General features: G+C 64.0%; 16 protein-coding genes. 4 read left to right on the top strand and 12 right to left on the bottom strand.

Features of this window, described 5'->3' with window-relative positions; all coding sequences use genetic code 11:
• Positions 1 to 2: 2 nt before the first annotated feature.
• The 7 genes from ACSFCA_RS15715 to ACSFCA_RS15685 form a co-directional block, all read right to left on the bottom strand.
• On the bottom strand, positions 3 to 383 hold the full coding sequence (locus ACSFCA_RS15715; RefSeq protein WP_435460117.1) for an armadillo/beta-catenin-like repeat-containing protein: 381 nt from the start codon (positions 381 to 383) through the stop codon (positions 3 to 5).
• Between the two features lie 310 nt (positions 384 to 693).
• Positions 694 to 1,032 carry a hypothetical protein gene (locus ACSFCA_RS15710; protein WP_435460116.1) on the bottom strand — a complete coding sequence of 113 codons (339 nt, stop codon included), beginning with the start codon at positions 1,030 to 1,032 and terminating at the stop codon, positions 694 to 696.
• 89 nt (positions 1,033 to 1,121) lie between these two features.
• The gene (locus ACSFCA_RS15705; RefSeq protein WP_435460115.1) at positions 1,122 to 1,382 is read right to left on the bottom strand and encodes a CPCC family cysteine-rich protein; all 261 of its coding nucleotides are present in this window, start codon (positions 1,380 to 1,382) and stop codon (positions 1,122 to 1,124) included.
• 119 nt (positions 1,383 to 1,501) lie between these two features.
• A complete protein-coding gene (locus tag ACSFCA_RS15700; RefSeq protein ID WP_435460114.1) occupies positions 1,502 to 1,927 on the bottom strand; it encodes an NIF family HAD-type phosphatase in 426 nt (141 codons plus the stop codon).
• Positions 1,928 to 2,015: 88 nt separating this feature from the next.
• Complete coding sequence (locus tag ACSFCA_RS15695) at positions 2,016 to 2,303, bottom strand: hypothetical protein (protein ID WP_435460113.1); 288 nt, start codon at positions 2,301 to 2,303, stop codon at positions 2,016 to 2,018.
• Between the two features lie 158 nt (positions 2,304 to 2,461).
• Positions 2,462 to 3,331: an NmrA/HSCARG family protein gene (locus ACSFCA_RS15690; RefSeq protein WP_435460112.1), complete on the bottom strand. Its 870-nt coding sequence runs from the start codon at positions 3,329 to 3,331 to the stop codon at positions 2,462 to 2,464.
• 40 nt (positions 3,332 to 3,371) lie between these two features.
• The gene (locus ACSFCA_RS15685) at positions 3,372 to 4,316 is read right to left on the bottom strand and encodes an NADP-dependent oxidoreductase (protein WP_435460111.1); all 945 of its coding nucleotides are present in this window, start codon (positions 4,314 to 4,316) and stop codon (positions 3,372 to 3,374) included.
• Between the two features lie 105 nt (positions 4,317 to 4,421).
• On the opposite strand from ACSFCA_RS15685, the gene ACSFCA_RS15680 reads away from it, so the two are divergent.
• Together ACSFCA_RS15680 and ACSFCA_RS15675 are read left to right on the top strand one after the other, a co-directional pair.
• A complete protein-coding gene (locus ACSFCA_RS15680; protein ID WP_435460110.1) occupies positions 4,422 to 5,297 on the top strand; it encodes a LysR family transcriptional regulator in 876 nt (291 codons plus the stop codon).
• A 61-nt stretch (positions 5,298 to 5,358) separates the two neighbouring features.
• Positions 5,359 to 6,996, top strand: a complete 1,638-nt coding sequence (locus ACSFCA_RS15675) for an alpha-amylase family glycosyl hydrolase (RefSeq protein ID WP_435460109.1) — start codon at positions 5,359 to 5,361, stop codon at positions 6,994 to 6,996.
• 4 nt (positions 6,997 to 7,000) lie between these two features.
• Here the strand turns inward: ACSFCA_RS15675 and ACSFCA_RS15670 are convergent, their stop codons facing one another.
• From ACSFCA_RS15670 to ACSFCA_RS15655, 4 genes are read right to left on the bottom strand one after another with little or no spacing between them, the layout of a single operon-like run.
• Complete coding sequence (locus tag ACSFCA_RS15670) at positions 7,001 to 9,304, bottom strand: CocE/NonD family hydrolase (protein ID WP_435460108.1); 2,304 nt, start codon at positions 9,302 to 9,304, stop codon at positions 7,001 to 7,003.
• Entirely contained in the window at positions 9,301 to 11,061 is a 1,761-nt protein-coding gene (locus ACSFCA_RS15665) for an ABC transporter ATP-binding protein/permease (protein WP_435476985.1), read from the bottom strand. Before ACSFCA_RS15665 ends, ACSFCA_RS15670 begins: the two co-directional genes overlap by 4 nt.
• On the bottom strand, positions 11,058 to 12,455 hold the full coding sequence (locus ACSFCA_RS15660; RefSeq protein WP_435460107.1) for a glycoside hydrolase family 15 protein: 1,398 nt from the start codon (positions 12,453 to 12,455) through the stop codon (positions 11,058 to 11,060). The genes ACSFCA_RS15665 and ACSFCA_RS15660 overlap by 4 nt, the downstream gene beginning before the upstream one ends.
• Entirely contained in the window at positions 12,452 to 13,741 is a 1,290-nt protein-coding gene (locus ACSFCA_RS15655; protein ID WP_435460106.1) for a glucoamylase family protein, read from the bottom strand. Before ACSFCA_RS15655 ends, ACSFCA_RS15660 begins: the two co-directional genes overlap by 4 nt.
• 139 nt (positions 13,742 to 13,880) lie before the next feature.
• Here ACSFCA_RS15655 and ACSFCA_RS15650 point away from each other — a divergent pair, with 139 nt between their 5' ends.
• Entirely contained in the window at positions 13,881 to 16,025 is a 2,145-nt protein-coding gene (locus ACSFCA_RS15650; protein ID WP_435460105.1) for a glycoside hydrolase family 3 N-terminal domain-containing protein, read from the top strand.
• 295 nt (positions 16,026 to 16,320) lie between these two features.
• A complete protein-coding gene (locus tag ACSFCA_RS15645) occupies positions 16,321 to 16,638 on the top strand; it encodes a hypothetical protein (protein WP_435460104.1) in 318 nt (105 codons plus the stop codon).
• 274 nt (positions 16,639 to 16,912) lie between these two features.
• On the opposite strand, the gene ACSFCA_RS15640 is transcribed toward ACSFCA_RS15645, so the two are convergent.
• Entirely contained in the window at positions 16,913 to 19,069 is a 2,157-nt protein-coding gene (locus ACSFCA_RS15640) for a KAP family P-loop NTPase fold protein (RefSeq protein WP_435460103.1), read from the bottom strand.
• Between the last annotated feature and the right edge of the window lie 10 nt (positions 19,070 to 19,079).

Genomic DNA, 19,079 nt, shown 5'->3' with positions numbered 1-19,079 from the left:
CGCTAGCAAAATTCGAGCAGCCAAGCCGCGTGAGATTTCTCGATCTCATCGCCGATCTCAAGCAATGTGCCGAGGGGCTTTCGGGCCTTGACCAGATCCATGTCAAGTAGGGCGGCAGTGAAGCCATCGTTGTCATGACCTTGTTCAAAGCCCAATTGGTAGGCGGCGAAAAGCTCCTTCAAAACTAGAGGCCCTGCTAGGTGACACAACGGCCAAGCGGCAGCCTCGCGGATAAAGAAGTCTTCGTGCCGTAGCAAGGTCAGCAAGCGAGGCACGTCATCGACGCTTGCTCGTGCATCTAACTGTTCAGCTGCATCCACGGCCATGTCGACATCTGACGCTTCGAGCCTGTAAACGATCTCAGTCCACTCTTGGTCGTTCATGATGAATTTTGAATGGTCTTCAGAGTCTTCATTGATTTGCTATTCGGCCCGGAATGGAACGTCGATACGGAGGGTAATTCTCATCCAGTCAACAGCCGTACTTGGACTTCGCTGTACATCGCAGACCGGACGCGCAAAGAGCCTCCAGTGACGATTGAGGCGAGCGAAGACGATCCTGGACTCTTTCAGGTGGAGTCGGCGTCGACGCGACTTGAGGAACTGGCGGCGTTGTACCTCTTCTTGTACAGCGGCTCCGCCATAGCCGTCCCCGAGGGCGCGCTTGATGACACCCAACGTCTGGCACTGCAGGCTAGTTACTCCGCCGAACTTCAACGAGCAGCGCGGGCGCTCTGGCACCAGTCATCCGATAGCAATCCATATCCGAACTTGACCGCTTTCCGGCGCCCATCCTGGCGCACAGAACTGTGAGCCACCCGGTCCACAAAGGCGTCTCGACCTCGCCAAAAAATTGAATGCCGCTGGGTTCGACCGAGGCACCGATGTAGCGCGCGTCACCCTCTCGACCGTACCAAGCGGGTTCGTTTTGGTCGCCTAGCCAGCCATCGAGCGACGCATAGACAGCCGCGACCTTCACCCACTCCTCGTTGGAAAGGTCATACGGAATATTCAGGGTGATGTCTTGACGCAAAGCGGCTTCTCCAGTCCGCGGCCGTGGCAATCGGCCGCTATCCACGAATTCCGAGCTACAGCCGACCGGCTGCTTATGGCCGCAAGGCGTCACGGTAGCTCGAAAGAGTATGGTTGCCGAACATACTGCACGCTTCGCTCATCGCAGGCGCCCACCAATCTGTAGTTAGCCCTGGCCTGAGCCAGACTGAGACTGCGGTTTGGGCCGCCCCGGACGACAAACACGTCCAGTTCGTCTTGCCCGTCATCCTCCCAGAAGCACACCGGGCATATCTCGTATGCGCCTCGCTCCAGAAGAGTGAAGCAGGAGCAACATGAACAGGGTTGCACAGATTTTTCCTTGGAAGGCATGCTGACAAATCGAATCCCTGTAGTGAATGGCAGGTTTTGGCCGGCTGTAGCCGGTCGCACTGCCGGCGAAAAGGTCCTTCGCCGATTCTTGCCGCGACCGTGCTGAACCAAGTCGGAAATCAAGCACGCGCCACCAGAACTTGAAGCATCTTGGCAAGGCCGGTATCTGCCGAACTATAGGGGTAGTCGAAGTACTCGATCTGCAGCCACTGAGCTTCCTGGCCCGGATGCACGTACTTCTCAAAATCGTCTACAAGCAACACCTGGTGCGGTTGCACGCCGGGCACAAATCGGAGGTCCTTTGTCTCCCCGTTCCATGTGACGTACTCGACATCCGCAAACCAATCGGGTGCGACCTTTTCGTCCACCAGCAAGCGCGCGATCCTTCTGAATCGATCTTCCTTGACGGTGGTGAACATGACGATGCGGGGAAAAATTTCAGCGCAACGCGTCAGAAAATTTGCCAGACCCGGTCGAGGGATCTGGCTCATCGCATTCGAGATCAAGGTGCCTTCGAGATCGAGGGCGAGGACGTAGCTGGTCATGAACAGATGTGGCTCGGTTGGTAAGAGTCCGCTTCCGGCCGAATTCTGCCTCGCCTGCGGCACTACGGTTGCTCGAAGCCAAATGCACTCAGAGTCGGCGGACGTCTTCCGCTGCAGGGTCAGTTGGCCCTGCAGCCACGCAGACTCCGGCCAGCCCCGCCACGTGCAGAGACTCGACCACTGAGGCTCGAAACCAGTTGAATTGCTCCTGGTCATGCAGGTCGATCTCTTCAGGGTCGTCTGGCATCAGCAGCGCACAAGTTGGCCCGGCGTGCGATACGAAGCCTAGATCGACCAACCACGATGACGCGAAGCCAATCAGGCTTTCAACGCTCTCGTGATTAGTGATCTTGAGTGCAATCTCGCCCTTATTCATTTAAGTTGAGTCTCTGGCATGAGTGACGGCTATTGGCCGATAGTACTCATCCGCGCTCTGCCGCCGAATGCCGGCAACCGCTGCGCACGCAACAGACATCAGATCCCCAGAGCGCAGCGTGTGATGCGGTCCCAGCTGACGTACGCCAAGCACGCAGCCTACGACGCGGCAACGGCCTCCTTGACGAAGTCGGTGTAATTGCGCAGAGGACGTCCGAGGATGGCCTGCAGGCGATCCACGGCGCCGTCCGCGCCATGCATGCCGAACTTCTGGATCCCGGCCATCATCAGGCGCATATCGTAGGCAAGCCAGGACGGCGCCGATGTGGCCATCTGCGCTTCGAAGGCCGCCACGTCGTCTCCGCCGTAAGTCACTTCACGACCGAGCGCAGCACTCCAGATTTTGGCCACCGACTCTCCGGTCAACAGCTCGGGCCCGACCAGCTCCAGCGTCACGCGTGGTGACGGCGCGGTCGCGCGATCGCGGCGCAGCAGTTCGGCGACGGCGGCGTCCGCGATGTCTCGCGCATCGATCATCGCGACGCCCGTGGAGCCGATCGGCATCGGGTAGACGCCATAGCCCTGGATCACCTGCTGGACCATGCGCTCGTTCTGCATGAAGTAGGCCGGCCGAAGGATGGTCGCCGGAATGTCGAGGCTTTCGATCATTCGCTCGACCGTGTGCTTGCCGGTGAAGTGCGGCACATCGGTGAACTTGTCTGCATGGATGACCGAGAGGTAGACGATGCGCTCGATGCCGGCCTCGCGCGCCAGGTTCAGCGCGACGAGGGCTTGCGTCACTTCGTCGGGCGTGACGGCGTTCAGCAGGAACAGCGTGCGCACCGACGACAGTGCCGCGCGCAATGAGGGCACGTCGGTCAGGTCGCCGACGACCTCCTTGACGCCGGCCGGAAAGCTCTGCTTTCCGGGTGTGCGAACGAAGGCGCCGACTTCGGCGCCGGCACTGGCCAGGCCTTGGACGACGAGGGAACCGATGGTGCCGGTGGCACCTGTGACGAGAATACTCATGGAAATCTCCTGGGAGGTTGGTGGGGGATGAAAAGATCGATCAGCGCGAGAAGTCCGCAACGACCTTGCCGATGCGCGGGTCGGTGCGATTGCGTTCGATGGCGGCGGGGATGTCGCCGAAGCCCACGACTTCGTCGAGCTTCGAGATCAGCGTGCCTTGGGCGATCTCTGCCGCCAGCCGTTCCAGCAGAGCAGCGTCCGGCTTGGTCATGAACCACAGTCCGCGGCGGCCGGGGGGCGTGCGTGCAAGGATGTCAGGCGAGGACGTACCGACGATCGCGCCGTCCTTCGTCAGCACCTGCCACGAGCGATCGAGCACTTCGCCGCCAACGTAGTCGAGCACCAGGTCGATGTCGCGCACGACCGACTCGAAGCGTTCGGTGCGGTAGTCGATGACGTGGTCCGCGCCCAGGCTGCGCACGTACTCGACGTGGGCGGTAGACGCCGTCGCGAAGACTTCGGCGCCTGCCTGCTTGGCGTACTGCACGGCATAGCCGCCCAGCCCTCCTGCTGCACCATGAATGAGGATTCGCTGACCTGCGGCGATCGGACCTGCGTGGTGCAGGCTTTGCCAGGCGGCCACGGCCGCGACGGGGACGGCGGCCGCATGAACGTCGTCCAGGCCTTGCGGCGTGCGCACGAGCTTCGCCTCGTCGACTGCCACGAACTCGGCATAGGCACCCAGGCCGCCCAGCGGGCCCATGACGCGATCGCCCACGCGAAAACGCGAGGCGTCGGAGCCAAGCGCTTCGACAACACCTGCAAGCTCGATACCCAGCACGGCGGGCAGTTGAAGCGGGAAAGCATCCCGGACGAAGCCTTCACGAATCTTCCAGTCGATGCCGTTCACGCCGGCCGCCCGGACGCGCACCAGGACCTGGCCTTGTCCGGCCGTGGGCCTCGCGGTCTCGGCGACCTCGGCGGCGGCAGCACCGCCGTAGGCCCGGATAAGCACAGCGCGTTGAGTGATGGTGGTGGTGGTCATTTCAGTTTTCTCCTGTTGAAGTTGCGGTAAGGAGAAGATTAGGTCGTTGCATTGTTAAAACAAAGATCCGAAAATGAAGACACCTCGTTTCAATTACGGAACACCATGGATCTGAACGCACTGAGCGACTTCGCGCTCGTCGCAATGAACGGCGGCCTGGGAAAAGCAAGCCGCGCGAGCGGTAGATCGAAGGCGACCTTGTCCCGGCGCATCGCCGATCTGGAAGAGCAGCTCGGCGTACGGCTCATCGAGCGCAGCGCCCGCGGGCTCAAGCTCACCGAAGCCGGGCAGATGCTGATGGACCGCACCGAAGGGCCGATGCACGAGGTGGCCGACGCCATGACTTCCGCGCGTGAGGGCTTGTCGGTGCCCCGCGGACGCTTGCGCATCGCTTCGCCGGTGCTGTTCTCTCAACTGGCGATGGGTCGCATCTCCGCCGAGTTCTGCACCGCCTACCCCGAGGTCGCCTGCGAGGTGGTGGCGGACGATCGCCTGGTCGACCTCGTCGAGGAGCAGTTCGATGCCGCGATCCGGATCAATCCAAGCCCGGACAGCAGCCTCGTCGGCCGGTGTTTTGCCAAGGACAGGCTGGTGGTCGTGGCCGCGCCCTCCGTGCCCGTGCCTACGCCAGGCAAGGTAAGCCCGGTTCCCGGCATCGTTTCAACGAGCTTTCAACCGACGAACTGGACGCTTGACGACGGACGCCTTGTCCTGGAGCCGATTCCGAGGCTCAGACTTTCCTCGTTCCTGATGATTCGCGACGCTGCGATCGCCGGCGCTGGCGTTGCCCTGATGCCGCAGTCGATCGCATGGAACCAGCTGACGCGCGGAGAACTGGTTCAGTGGGGCATGGTTTCAGGCGCGGAGGTCGCGCTCTGGGTCCTGCATACGTCGAGGCGACTCCCTGCACCGAAGGTTCGGGCGTTCGTCGATTTCATGTGCGCGCAGTATCCGCAGGGGTCTCTCGTACTGAACGGCTAGGCCAGCTGTTTTCTTTCTGGAGAAAATGGACCCACCCGAAACCGAGCATGAGGGGATCAAGATGTCAGCCGACGACTGGTGGAAGTGCGGAATCGTCTATCAGGTCTACCCGCGTTCGTTTCAGGACAGCAACGGCGATGGCATCGGAGACCTGGGCGGAATCCGCGCCCGGCTGGATCATCTGGTCTCGCTCGGCGTCGATGCCGTCTGGATCTCGCCGATCTATCCCTCGCCGATGGCCGACTTCGGGTACGACATCTCCGATTTTTGCGACATCGATCCGCGCTTCGGCACGCTGGACGGCTTCGATGCGCTGGTGCAGGAGGCCCACGCGAGAGGGCTCAAGCTCATTCTGGACTTCGTGCCCAACCACACGTCAGACCGTCATCCGTGGTTTGTGCAGAGCCGCAGCGCACGCAGCGATCCGCAGCGCGACTGGTACATCTGGCGCGACCCGGCGCCGGACGGTGGGCCGCCCAACAACTGGCTCAGCAATTTCGGCGGCCCGGCCTGGGCCTTCGATGCGACCACCGGCCAGTACTACTGCCATTCGTTCCTGAAGGAGCAGCCCGACCTCAACTGGCGCAACCCCGAAGTGCGAGCCGCGATGTACGAGGTGCTGCGCTTCTGGCTTCGGCGCGGCGTCGACGGGTTCCGCGTCGACGTGCTCTCTCAAATCATCAAGGACGCGCAGTTCCGCGACAACCCGCCGAATCCGGACTTCGCAGAGGGACAAGACCCATTTTTTCGCTGGCTGATGCTCTACAACACCGACCTGCCGGAGGTGCAGCCGATCGTGGCCGAGATGCGCCGCGTGGTCGATGCGTTCAGCGACGCACGCTCGTCGCGCATGTTGATCGGCGAGCTCTACCTGCCGCTCCCGCGCCTGGTCGCCTACTACGGACTCAACGCCGAAGGTGTGCTCGAAGGCGTGCAGCTGCCCTTCAACTTTCAGCTGATCTCAACCGAGTGGCAGGCGGCGCGCATCGACCGCTTCGTGCGCGACTACGAAGCCGCCTTGCCCGCCGGCGCCCAGCCGAACTGGGTGCTGGGCAACCACGACAGATCCCGCATTGCGAGCCGCGTCGGGCCACAGATGGCGCGGCTCGCGGCCATGCTGCTGCTCACGCTGCGCGGCACGCCGACGCTCTACTACGGCGACGAGATCGGCATGACGGACGTCCCCATTCCCGCCGATGAAGTGCAGGACCCGTTCGAGAAGAACAAGCCTGGCATGGGCCTGGGTCGCGACCCGGAGCGAACACCCATGCAGTGGAGCGCCGCAGAGCATGCGGGCTTCACGACCGGTGCGCCGTGGCTGCGCCTGGCAGCCGACTGGCCCACGAACAACGTGGAAGCGCAATCACGTGACGCAGGGTCGATGCTGGCGCTCTACCGGCGCCTCATCGCGTTGCGCCGCGCGCAGCCTGCGCTGAACCGGGGCAACTATGAAACGCTTGAAGCCGGGGGCGAGGTGCTCGCCTATGCGCGCAACGGCGAAGGGCAGCGACTGGTGGTGCTTTTGAACTTTGGCGCCATTCCGGCGCCGATTTCGCCGGCGCTAATGTCGCACCAGCCGATCGTGCTGGCATCGACCAATCCTGCGCGCGCCGAGTTCATCAAGGGGCCCCTGGTGCTGGCGCCCTACGAAGGCGTCGTTATCGGCGCCACGAACGACAAAGGTCCGAAGACACGATGAGCAATCAAGACTTGCCGGTCTGGATCTCGACGTAGCTGCGCGCATGCCAGCGCACGCGCACGGGCCACTTCGCGTCGGCGATGGTTTCCGAATTCACGTCCTTGCCGCTGCCGTAGTTGATCTGCCGGTCGGGGCGCCTGTTGATGCTGATCAGCAGCACGATGCGGCTGCCTGCTGCAAGCCTGCAAGCCGTTACGCGTTCGGTGGTGAACGCAAGCAGCTGACGCTCCCCGGCCCGCAGAAGCCTGCGACGCACGCGATGGCCTGCGTAGCTGGCGCGAAAGTCGTAGGGATCGAACAGCAGCTGGTATTCGCCGCTTTCCGTCTGCTCGTACAGCGAGATGTTGAAGTCCACGTCCTGCCGCGAGGGCGTGATGTCGAACACGCCGCGCAGGCTGCCGACGATCTCGGTGCCCTCCGGGAGCGGATCACTGACAAAGCTGATGCTGTTGCGCGCCGGCAGTTGGTTCATGCGAAGCGCGTCCGGCCACGGAGTGCGCACGTCGCGTCGATCGGCGAGATCGATCGAGAGCCGCACGTTGCCACCGCCTTCGGATGGCGACGATGGCAACAGGCGGTGCGGGTCGTCGCGCTCGCGGGTGTCGAGGTAAAGGCGCAGGCGGGTGCGCTCCGGCGCGTCCAGCGTCGGCACATGGCGCCACTGGTCCGCGCCCATCACCTGGTAGTTGACGCGATCCATCAGCAGAGAAGGCTTGTTCGCGCCCTTCAGGATGTGGTCGAGCCATTGGTAGCGCAGTTCGGGCAGGTCGACGCGTGCGGCGGGGTCGAGCGTGTAGCCGCGCAGCGTCGGCGCCGTGCCGCGCCGGATCGAGGCCGCGTCGTAGGGGCCGAGCAGCAGCGTCGTGTCGGCCTGCGGCCGGTTGCGAAGATGCTCGTGGTGGTAGTAGAGCGCGCCGGCGTCGACGCCGTAGTAGCCGGCAAAGCTGAGCACCGGGATGTCGATTCGCGCAAACTGCTCCGCCGACGGCAAGAACTTCTGCCAGTAGCGATCGTGGCTCGGGTGCGTCAGCCAGGTTCGGATCAGCCTGCTGCGCTTGCCCAGCAGGACGCGGTCTATGTCCCAGTAGGGGCGATTGCCGCGATGCCAGCGCGCGTCGAGTGCCTGCCACATTGCGTCCGGGTCGGCGTCGGCGTCGACGCCGGCCCGCAGGGGCTCGGCAGCCGCGTGCTCCTGCGCCCAGCGGACCATGGCATTGCGGAAGATCTGTCCGGCCATCGGGAAGTCGATGCCCGGCGCCATTGGTGCGATCGTGGCGATGGCCTTGAGGGCAGCCGGTCTCCTGCGGGCGGCGGCCCAGGCGGCGTAGCCGGAGTAGCCGTCGCCGAGCATGGCGACGCGGCCGTCGCTCCACGCCTGTTGGGCAATCCAGTCGATGACGGCAGCGGCATCTTCGCCGTCGCGAACGAACGGCCACACGGCACCCTTGCCGTCGGGCGTGCGTCCGCGCACGTACGCCGTGACGCCGACGTAGCCTTTGGCAGCGCTGCGCTGGGCGTCGTCCTCGGCGGGATCGAGCGTGAAGCGCAGCAGCGTCGGCAGGGCTGCCAGTGCGTCGTTCGCGCGGCCGGGCCGAACCAGGCGCGCATGGATCACACCCCCGCGCACGGGGATCCTGAGGTCAGCCTCCGCCACGTAGCGGTTGCGGTTTTCCGCAGCGAACAATTCGGGCAGCAGCGCACGGAAGCTGCTGCGCGACTGGTACGAAAGCCAGGTTCGCACGAGCGCCAGAGCATCGGCCTGCGGAAGGCTGCCCTTCGCGCGCCAGAGATCGAAGGCCTGGCGCAGCGGCTCTCTGTACACCGCCGGTGGGGTTTCGAGCCGCGCCATGATGGCCTGGGCTTGCGCGTTGTCGAGCGGCGACACCAGTTCCTGGAACGAGCGCGCGTAGGCTTCTGCGAAGCCGAGGCGTCCGTCCGCTTCGAGCGTGCGCGCATGGGCATAGATGCCGTCGAGGATCGCGCGCTCGACCAGACCGTCGAACGGCTTGCCCTGGCGGCGGCTGCGCAGGGACGTGCTGCTGTCGTAGGCTGCACGATAGGCGCCGCTGACGATCTGCAGGGCGGTCAGGTTGGCCAGGAAGACATCGGTGTCCGCCTCCTGGTACACCGGCAAGATGCGCTCGGCCAAGTCTCGCATCAGGTCCGCCGCGGTGGCATCGTCAGGATCGCGCGGTGGCCGGAAGCCGAAATCCGCCGCCCAGGACCAGGTCGGCCAGGCAGGTAGCGCAAGCATCAGCCGCATGAGGGCGCGACGCGCACGACTGGCGGTTGACCCGGGGTGTCTCATGGTCGCTGCTCCTCGGGCACGGCGTTCGGCGCCTTGACCAGGTGCACCACCTGCGTGAACAGCCGGTCGTGCGCTCCTCCGGCCGAGCCTATGTGAACGATGCCCGTGTGCGTGAGCTTGCCCAGCGCGTCGATGATGAGTTCGAGCGTGTCGTCGTCGAACGCGCCGAAGGCTTCGTCCATCACCAGCCAGGGCGGTGCCTGCAGCACCACGCGGGCGAAGCCCAGCCGCAACTGCTCGTCCATGCTGAGCTCGCTCTCCCAGCGACCCGTCTTGTTCAGCAACTGTTCCAGACGCTGGAGGCCCACACTTGCCAGTGCGGCCACCATGGCTTCTCTCGGATAGGTCGATGGCTCCATCGCATACGACAGCACTTCGGCCAGCGTGCCGCGGGGAATGTAGGGCGTGCCGCGCGGCATGTAGTGGATCGTCTCGCCGACGGGCCGGCGCACGGTGCCGCAGCCCCAGGGCCAGAGGCCCGCCAGCGCCCGGAACAGCAGGGTCTTCTCCGTGCCCGGTGTGCCGAGGATCAAGACTCGCTGGCCGCGGTGCACGACGAGACTGGGGTCGTCCAGCTGATCGTGGCCGGTCCAGGAGCGAACCTCGAGCGCTTCGATTGCGAGCGTCCCGGCTTCGCTCTCCTGATAAGCGATGCGGCTGCCGCCTGCCTGTGCCTCCAGATCGGACGCCAGCATCCGGCGCAGGTCGGTGACACGCAGCAGCGTGGCGCGCCAGTCGGCAATGATGCTGAAGTTGTCGACGAACCAGCGCAGCGACGACTGCGCCTGGGTGAAGGCCGCGGCAGCCATCATCAGGCCACCGAACGAAACTTTCCCCGAGAAGTAGAGGGGGGCGGCCACCAGCGTCGGCGCGATGATGGTGACCCAGCCGAAGCCCGCGGTGACCCAGGTCAGGTTGGTCAGCCCGAGCACCACGCGCGACGTGGCGCGCAAGACGTCGCCGAAATGCATGGCAACGCGACGCTTCTCGTCGGCCTCGCCACCAGCCAGGGAGATGCCGTCGAGATGCTCGTTGATGCGCGTCAGCGAGAAGCGCAATTCGCCTTCACGCGCGTAGCGCTCGGCGTTGCGCGAGATCAGGCCGTTGCCGACCCAGTAGGTAAGCAGCGAGCCGGCGATCGCATAGGCAATTGCCGCCCACAACATGAAGCCCGGCAACACGTGGTCCTCGCCGTTGAAGAAGAGGCTGAAGTCCTTGGAGATGACCCACAGCACGCTCGCAAAGCTGCCGAACAGCATCGCTGCCTGCAACAGACCCACGCCGAGGGTGACCGAGAGATCGCACAGCTTCAGCGTGTCGTCGTGCATGCGCTGATCCGGATGGGCTCCCATCGGGCCGCTGGCCTGGAGCCAGAACGCCCGGCGCGGCTGCAGCCACAGCCCTACGAGGTCAGTGACCACGGCCTCGCGCAGCTTCCGCTGCAAGGTTTCGCCCAGCCACCTCTGCGCGACGTTCAAGACCAGCAGCACGCCCGCAATGATGGCGAAGACGCCTACCTGCACGACGAATTCGCTCAGGTCGCGACGCGAGATCGCATCGTAGAAAGGCTTGTTCCAGCTATTGAGTTCGATCTGCCCATACGCCGTGAGAGCGACGACCACGACGATCGCGCCCATCAGCGCGACAAGCGATTTCGCGACCGGGGACACTCGCAAGGCGCCGAGCAACTCGCGAACCTGACGGAAGACGCCGGCTCTTGCAGCCGGCTCGACACGGTTCTCCGGCCTTGCGCTCATCGCTCCTGCGGCGCCTGGCGAGCGGCGGCCGCGATGCGGCGCGCCGAGACACACGAAATGAACGCGGCGTGGCTCCATGCCAGTTGCTTCGCCGAGGTCTGCGCGCCGCTGCGCTGGTCGAACTGCTCCGACAGATCACCACTGGCCGGCGTGTATGCGCGTACCGTGGCGAGGTAGGCGTCACCGCGCTCCATCCACTGGCTCCAATGGCGTGCATCGCCGCCCATCGCCGCAGCGCGGAAACAGAACTCGGCGGCGCCGAGCGTCGAGAAAAAGTACGCACCGCCCGAGTAGTACACGTCGCCAGCGTACCGACCCATCGCCGCGCCACGGCCTGCGGCACGGCCGTGGTTGATCGGATAGGCCGCATCGAACAGCGCGTCGAGTCGCGCCAGCGTGGCTTGCATGCGCGGATCGGCCGGTCCATGCGTGGCCTCGGTGTCGAGGCCGTGGATTGCCGACAGGATCACCGCGATGTCCAGCGCCTTCGGGCTGGGCTGGCCGTCCGCCAGCACGCGTGAACGGTAGTAGCCGCGCAGCGAGTCGCGATCGTCTCGCTCGTCCACCCAGAAGTCGTCTAGCAGGCGCCGCACGGCCCGCGACTCCTCCCGGCAGCGCTGCGCCAGCGCCGCGTCGCCCAGGCCCTCCAGCCATGCCGCGCCTTCGGCCAGCGCGGCCCCTGCGACGCGCAGTGTGTAGTAGTGGCGGCCGAGTTCTTCCTCCCAGATGTCGTACGACGGCTCGCGCCAGTGACGCAACGTGAAGTCGATGTCGAAGCGAATCAGCGGCGTGACCTCCGCCAGCAGGGCCGCGTCGAGGTGCCCGCCGGCCGCCCAGCGCAGCAGCGCCAGCGCGCGCAATGGCGGCCCGTCGTGCTGGGGGCGCGCCCATCGGAGGACGTCGAGCGTGCCGTCGGGGTTCACCCTCGTTTCGGCCACGACGGCATCGCCGTGGACGCTCGCGAGGTCATGGTCTTCGCGCAGGTACTGCAGGAGTTCGGGGGCCACGCGCGCTCTGCGGCCTGGCTCCGCGGCAACCGCGCGGCCGTCGAGCCCGTTCACGGCAAGGCTGAAGCGGGTGAAATCGCGCAGATGCTGCAGGGCTTCGTCGCCGATGCGTCGGTCAGCGTAGAGCAGGCGCAATGCATCGATGACGACAGCAGAGTCGCGGAACCAATGAAAGAAGTAGTCCGGGTCCGGGTCGTAGTTGCCGAGTACGGGCGAAGCGATGATGGCGCCGGCAACCGGCCGTATGGTCTGACCGAAGCCTGGGCGATGCTTGACGATCGACACCGGCGAGATGCAGGGCAGCATCGCGCTCGCCGAAGCAGACAGCTGTCTTTCGAGCCATGACTCGAAAGCCGGGTCTTGCTGGCTCGCCACGCTGAAGGTCACGGTGCAGGCGACCCGAGATGCGGGCTGCTGAAGTCCAGGGCGCGCAGCCCGGCCTGCACTTCGGGCACGCTCATGAACAGTTTCCACAGAAGGCCCGTGCGATGGTTCTCCATCATCACGACGATCGGGCCCTGGTCGATGGCGAGATATGTCTCTGCGAACCAATCGCGCCGTTCGCAGAACGCATCGATGAAGCCGTAGTCCTTCCACAATCGCGTGCCATGCACGGTGAGGAAATGCCGCAGAACCTGCATTACCTCGGTGGGCGCATACGGCAGGCTGGCCAGCGCGGCCGTCGGCGAAATGGTGCCGTTGTCGATGTCCGGGGCGTGGGCGAGGTAGCCGTCGGGGTCGTCGCTGGCGGTCAGGCCCCAGCACGATTCGCCGTAGCCCGGGTGGCCATGAGGATTGGCGATGCAGTGCGCACGGTTGATCTGCAGGTGGCGGCAGTTGAGGTCCCAGTAGTCGGCGTAGCGATCCTTCAGGCCGTGCGGATCGAGGCCGCAGAACGAGTAATGCGTGAAGAACAGCGGGCCGGCGTACGGCATGCCCAGCGGTATTTCGATGCCGTAGTACGACCGGCCGTTGAGGAAACCGGGCCCCGCCGCAAAGCCGCGGTGGTACACCCGCGGATCGATCGCATGGCGCGGCGCGGCCGCCGCCAGCAGGTAGGTGATGAGGCACTCGTTCCAGCCGCGCACTTCATGGTTCATCGCCCAGCCGTGGTTCGGGCTCCAGTGCCAATACAGCACGTCCCGCCCGCCCTGGGTGAACCAGTTCCATTCGACCTCGTGCCACAGCGTGTCGATGTCACTGCGCAACCGGCGCGCCGCGGCCGTGTCCTCGCTGAAATACTGACGCGCACAGAGCAGGCCCATGCAGAGGAACGAGGTCTCGACCAGATCGCCCGCGTCGTCCTTGGGGCTCATCGGGATCGTCGCGCCGCTCGCTGCGTCCATGAAGTGAGGGAAGGCGCCGTGGTAGCGCCTGGCGCGAAAGAGGGCGTCCCGCATGCGCCCCAGGCGCTCCAGCGCTGCGTCCCGCGTGACCCAGCCGCGCTCCACCGCGACGATCAAGGCCATGATGCCGAAGCCCGTGCCGCCGATCGCGACCCTGTCGTCGGCCAGGTCCTCGCCCGTGGCGCCGACGAGCGTACGGCGGTCGAGCGCCAGGCCGCTGTCTGCATCCGCACCGTCCCAGAAATAGCGGAAGGTCTGCCGCTGCACGGCGTCGATCAAGGCTTCATCGGGCAGGGCTGCCAGTGCCCTCGGGTTCCTGTCATCCATCAACACGAACGGCTCCTTTCGTTGTTGTCCCGGGTGTCACTTTTGGTTTCACCGAATCGTCGGCGGCGCCACGCGGCCGAGGGCTCTCTGCCCGCAGCATGCCATCATTAAGGCCCTTGGGTTCTATTCGAAATCCCTGATGAGCCGCATCGACACCCTCATGGCCCGGATGACACTAGCCGAAAAGCTGGGTCAACTGACGATGACTGCCTCCGGCTACACGGTCACCGGGCCGGTGCTCGCGGGGGACTCCACGCAGTCGATCATCGACGGCACCGTCGGCAATCTGCTGAACATGGTCGGCGCCGGCCACACGCACGAGATGCAGCGACTGGCCGTCGAGAAGTCACGGCTCGGCATTCCGCTGCTGATCGGCCTGGACATCATTCATGGCCATCGCACGCTCTTTCCGATCCCGCTTGCGGAGGCCGGCACCTTCGACGAAGACCTCTGGGAGCGCACGGCGCGCGAGGCCGCGCGCGAAGGCGCTGCCGACGGCCTGGCGATGACTTTCGCGCCGATGCTCGATGTATCGCGCGATCCCCGCTGGGGCCGCACCGCGGAAGGGCCCGGAGAAGACCCTTGGCTGAACGCACGCATCGCGCAGGCCAAGGTGCGCGGCTTCCAGGGGGCCGACCTGTCATCGGCCGAATCGCTGGCCGCCTGTGCGAAGCATTTCGTCGCGTACGGCGCAGTCACCGCGGGGCGGGAGTACGCCGCCGTGGACATCTCCGAGCGCACCTTGCACGAGGTGCATCTGCCGGGCTTTGCAGCAGCGGTGCGTGCCGGCGTTGCGACGCTGATGCCCGCCTTCACCGATCTCAACGGTGTGCCGATGACGGCGCACATCCCCTTGCTGCGCGACTGGCTGCGCGGCGAGATGGGCTGGGACGGCGTCATCGTCAGCGACTACAACGCGATCGCGGAACTGATCAAGCACGGCGTTGCGGCCGATCTCGTCGACGCCGCGGTACTGGCGCTGAAGGCCGGCGTCGACATCGACATGATGGCCGACGCGTATCGCAAGGGTCTGCCGATCGCGCTCGAGCAGGGGCGGGTGACGATCGAAGAGATCGACGCGAGCGTGCGCCGCGTGTTGCGGCTCAAGGAACAGCTCGGTCTGTTCGACGACCCCTACCGCCGCGGCGCGACACCCGAACTCGCGGCGGTTGTCGCCGAGCGGCACGCAGTTGCGCGCGACGCCGCGCGCAAGGCCATCGTCATGCTGAAGAACGAGCGGGACACCCTGCCTTTGCCTGCTGCGGCGAAGGCACTGTGCGTGATTGGCCCGCTGGCCGACGCAAGCACCGAGATGAAAGGCCCGTGGTGGGGTGCCGGCGGGGACGAGCCGGCCGTCAGCGTGCTTGCCGGCTTGCGCGCCGCGCTGCCGCAGACCGACATACGCCATGCACCCGGCGTTGCCATCGAGAGTGATGACGACAGCGGCATTGAGGCTGCCGCCCTGCTGTGCGACGGCGTCGACGCCGTCCTGCTGTGCCTGGGCGAGCGTGCCACCATGAGTGGCGAGGCAGCGAGCCGCGCCACGCCCGCGCTTCCCGGCCGGCAACAGGCTCTGGCCGAAGCGGTGACGGCACGTGCACACGCGCTCGGCATCCCCGTCGTCGCAATCTTGTTCTCGGGCCGTCCGCTCGTCGTCCCCTGGCTGGCCGAACACGCCGATGCGCTGCTGGCTGCGTGGTTCCTCGGCGTCGAAGCCGGCCATGCGATCGCCGACGTGGTCACGGGCCGGGTATCGCCTAGCGGTCGCACACCGATGAGCTGGCCGCGCGCCGTCGGGCAACTGCCGATCTACTTCGGCCAGCGCCCCACTGGCCGGCCGATGAATCCCGCCGACTACTTCACGAGCAGGTACCAGGACGTTGAAAATACGCCGCTGTATGCCTTCGGCCACGGCGTGACTTACGGCCGGTTTTTATACGACGAGCTTCAGGTCGAGCCGCGGCGCGTGTGCGAGCAGGACGCGCTGAAGATCAGCGTCAGACTGCGCAACGTTGGCGCGCGCGAGGCTGAAGAGACTGTCTTCCTGTTCGTTCGCGGCAAGCTAGGCCGTGTTACCCGGCCGCTGCTGGAACTCAAGGGCTACGCGAAGCTGCGATTGATGCCGGGCGTTGCCGGTTCGGTGAACCTGGAGCTGCCGGCCGCCGAGTTGCGCTACCTCGGGCCAGACCTGCAGCCCTTGTTCGAGGCGGGCGAAGTCGAGATCCTCGTCGGGCCGAGTGCCGAGCAATCAGCGTTGCTGCGCCAGACCATCGAGTTGTGTTGAAGCCCTAGGGGGTAGGGGCATACCGTTGCCCGTGGCTATACTGCGCCGGTCACGTCAAAAAGAGGCGTGATCGGGCTTGGACTCCCGTGCAATCACTGCGACGCAAGCCGCAGTTTCCCCGCAGGGTCTGCGGCTTTGTCGTTCGTGCCTCCAGTTTTGGCGGCTCGATGGGCGGGCGCGAGCCCGGCCGGTTTCACGCAAGTGGTTGCCCGGTAGTCCAACCCGTCGAGCTGCCGCCTCCGCTTGGACTCGGGTGCGGCGGTTTCAGCAAACCGCAATCACTTGGAGGCCATTCATGGCTGCATCCGCTCGCGCATCTGCGCACGTTCACTCACTTCCCGAATCTTCTGAAGCCGCTAGCGTTGAATCGCTTGTGCTGCAGGCGTGCGATGACATCGACAGCTTTCACGCTGTGCATCGCGCCTATGCGTGTCTTGAAAAGCTCATCGTTCCGCAACGGGTGAACGACACGGAAGAGGTTTATCCGACGCGCACCGAACTCGGTGCTCTGGTGCGGCTGGTCAATGAAGAACTGCAACGGCGTATTGAAGCGGCCGAGGTCACGATTCAGTCGTGGCGTGTGGCCGTAGGCGAGGGTGGCGGTGCGCAGTGAAAAGCCCGCAATGACCAGTCGGCCGTGCCGTGGTGCGGCTGTCGGCTTTGCTCCCTAAAAGGTCCTTGGAGGCCGCGCCACGAACTCTCGCTTTGTGGCGATGGCCGCCAGTCGCTCGAAGACCGAGAACTAAAGCAGTTGACTAAGAGCAGCAGTTCGGACTGTTTGACCGAGCAACTGCTAACCGTCCAATGGACGTCATCGAAATGGACGCTGTCAATCCTTGCTGCCGGCCGCTCATGGGCTGGTTTACGGCCATCACGCGAGCACAGCTTCAATAGTGGTCAAAAACGCCGGCGCCAGTCGGTTTCCCTTCTCGCAAGAGAGCCATACCGCGCAGATATCTCTCCGCGGCCTTTCGACTTAGCGAATCGCTGGGCAGATTAGGCAAGAGCGCTTCGACTCGGGCCGCTAGGTCTTCTAGCTCGAAAAATGGTTCCAAGCTGCGAGGGTCGAGGTGATATGTCGTTCGTGCCACTCGATCACCAAAGGCGTGAGAGCTTCCAAGGCCAAGAAACTTCTCAAGCATTCGGGCGATCTGCGTGTCGTCGTTCAGCACCGTGGCAAGCTTGTCTTTCACGAAGGCCGGGTCGCTCCAGCCCGACCAGGCGTTGAGGATGAGGCGGGTGTCACTCGTGGTCAGCAACTCGTCCATGGACACTTTCTCCAGCTCCGCTAACACGGCAGCTTTCAAGGCATCAATGGCCGCTTGATCGATGCCGTCCATCCAAGGGCGATGCTTTTCCGGGTCGTCCTTGCTTGTTGCAAGTTGGCTAACAACGTCGATCATGGCCGCGTAGGCTTTGCTGCCTTCAATGCAATGGATCAGGAAGCCAGCTCTATTAGCTTCGGGTACGAATGCGAGGAGACGGTTCAGCAAGAAATTGAGGCGCCATGAGTTTGGTAGCCGCATCATGCCGCCACGCTCGTCAGCGGCGATCAATAAGTCCTCGTCCAGTGCGAAGATTCCACGAAGCAAGCGCTCAGCGGTCTCGCTTGAGATCTCTCCGTCCTGCAATTGAGTCAGGCGATCGACGATATCTCTGGCCTTCGAGTGTCCATCTGGTCGGACGGCCTTAGTTGCGCTCTTCAGGGTCGCAACTAGAACGGGGAGATCAGCCGACAGATCCAGCAACCTAGTGAATTCCGCTCGGGACAAGTAGCCGTCCGGTACGCTGAACTGGAAGTAGAGGTCGAACAGATCGGCAGAGCACGCGCGTAACTCTTGTCGCCAGCGTCCTAGAAAGTCGATGCCGTAATTCATGTTGCCGAGAGCCGATTCGACCTTCGGGAACAGGCGGATCATCAATGGCTTGATCACCTGGCGTGTTCTCGCGTCCAACTCGCCTAGCCATGCTTCGTGGAAGTCCTTTACGTCGTTGCGTTGGTACGCCGAATCACTCAGCACGCCGGTGAACATATCCCTGTTGTCGCGAACGACCCCATAGACTGTCGATTGGAAGACCCGCAGGAACTCAAGAGCGATGAAGTCGACAGGGTTGACTTCGCCAGCGACGGGGGGATAGGTGACCGCCAAAGCATTAACTACGCGGACGATATCTCTCGGTTTAGCGATGAAAGCATCCAGGCCATCGAAGTAGACGTTGCCCCAATAGGTGGTATCAAACTTGACCATGGGGAGTGAATCCACCAAGACGTTTAGGTCTACGAACAGCTTCTGTTGTAGGCGTAGCTTGTCGACGGCGGGCAAGGAAAACGAGGCTTGGACAATTTTTTCCAGGTAGGCGCTGCCATCCACACCCAAAGACTTGCCTAGGGCCTCGGCGACGACGTTTTTGTCGAAAGACAGCAGGTAGATTAGGTTCGGGAAGTCCGCGAGCGCCTTGATCACCTTGAACACCTCGCGGATCTCATCGGGTGTCAGGCGATCCAGATCATCGATGATGACCAGGACCCGCCGTTTGGAATTCCTCAAGAGCTTTGCAATCTCCGACTTGAGCTGAGGGACCTCGCGCGGCTTGCGCTTTAGCATCTTCAGGATGGCATTGACGGGCTTGTCGATCCAGGGCAACCCGGTTGATAGTGCAACAGCTTGGGACAGAGCTCCCGAATACTCCGCCATCAGCTCGCCGATTTTGAGAAGCGTTGCCGACTCGTTGCGCAGTCTGATGCTGAACTGCGCTAACAGCTGGGAAGCGAGCTGGTCCCGGCCGTTGAACCACCACGGGTTGAACTCAATGACGATGGGGCATTCGGCCTCATGAACGGTATTGAGATCGTGCATCACCAGATTCAACAGGCTAGATTTGCCTGCGCCCCAAGGGCCGTTGATAGCCATCACTAGGCCATTTGGGCTTGGTGTGCCGCGAATGGCCTTAGCCAGATTCCTCGCGAAGCTCGAGAATCCGAAGGCATCATCCGCGGGGTTGTCGACAGGTGCGTCGGAGCTAATCTTGGATTGATAGTTCATGGTCCCTTCA

The sequence above is a fragment of the Variovorax multivorans genome (genome assembly GCF_051216835.1).
Taxonomy (GTDB): Bacteria; Pseudomonadota; Gammaproteobacteria; order Burkholderiales; family Burkholderiaceae_C; genus Variovorax.
Note: the sequence above shows the minus strand (reverse complement) of the source record. Positions and strands in the feature narration are given on the sequence as shown.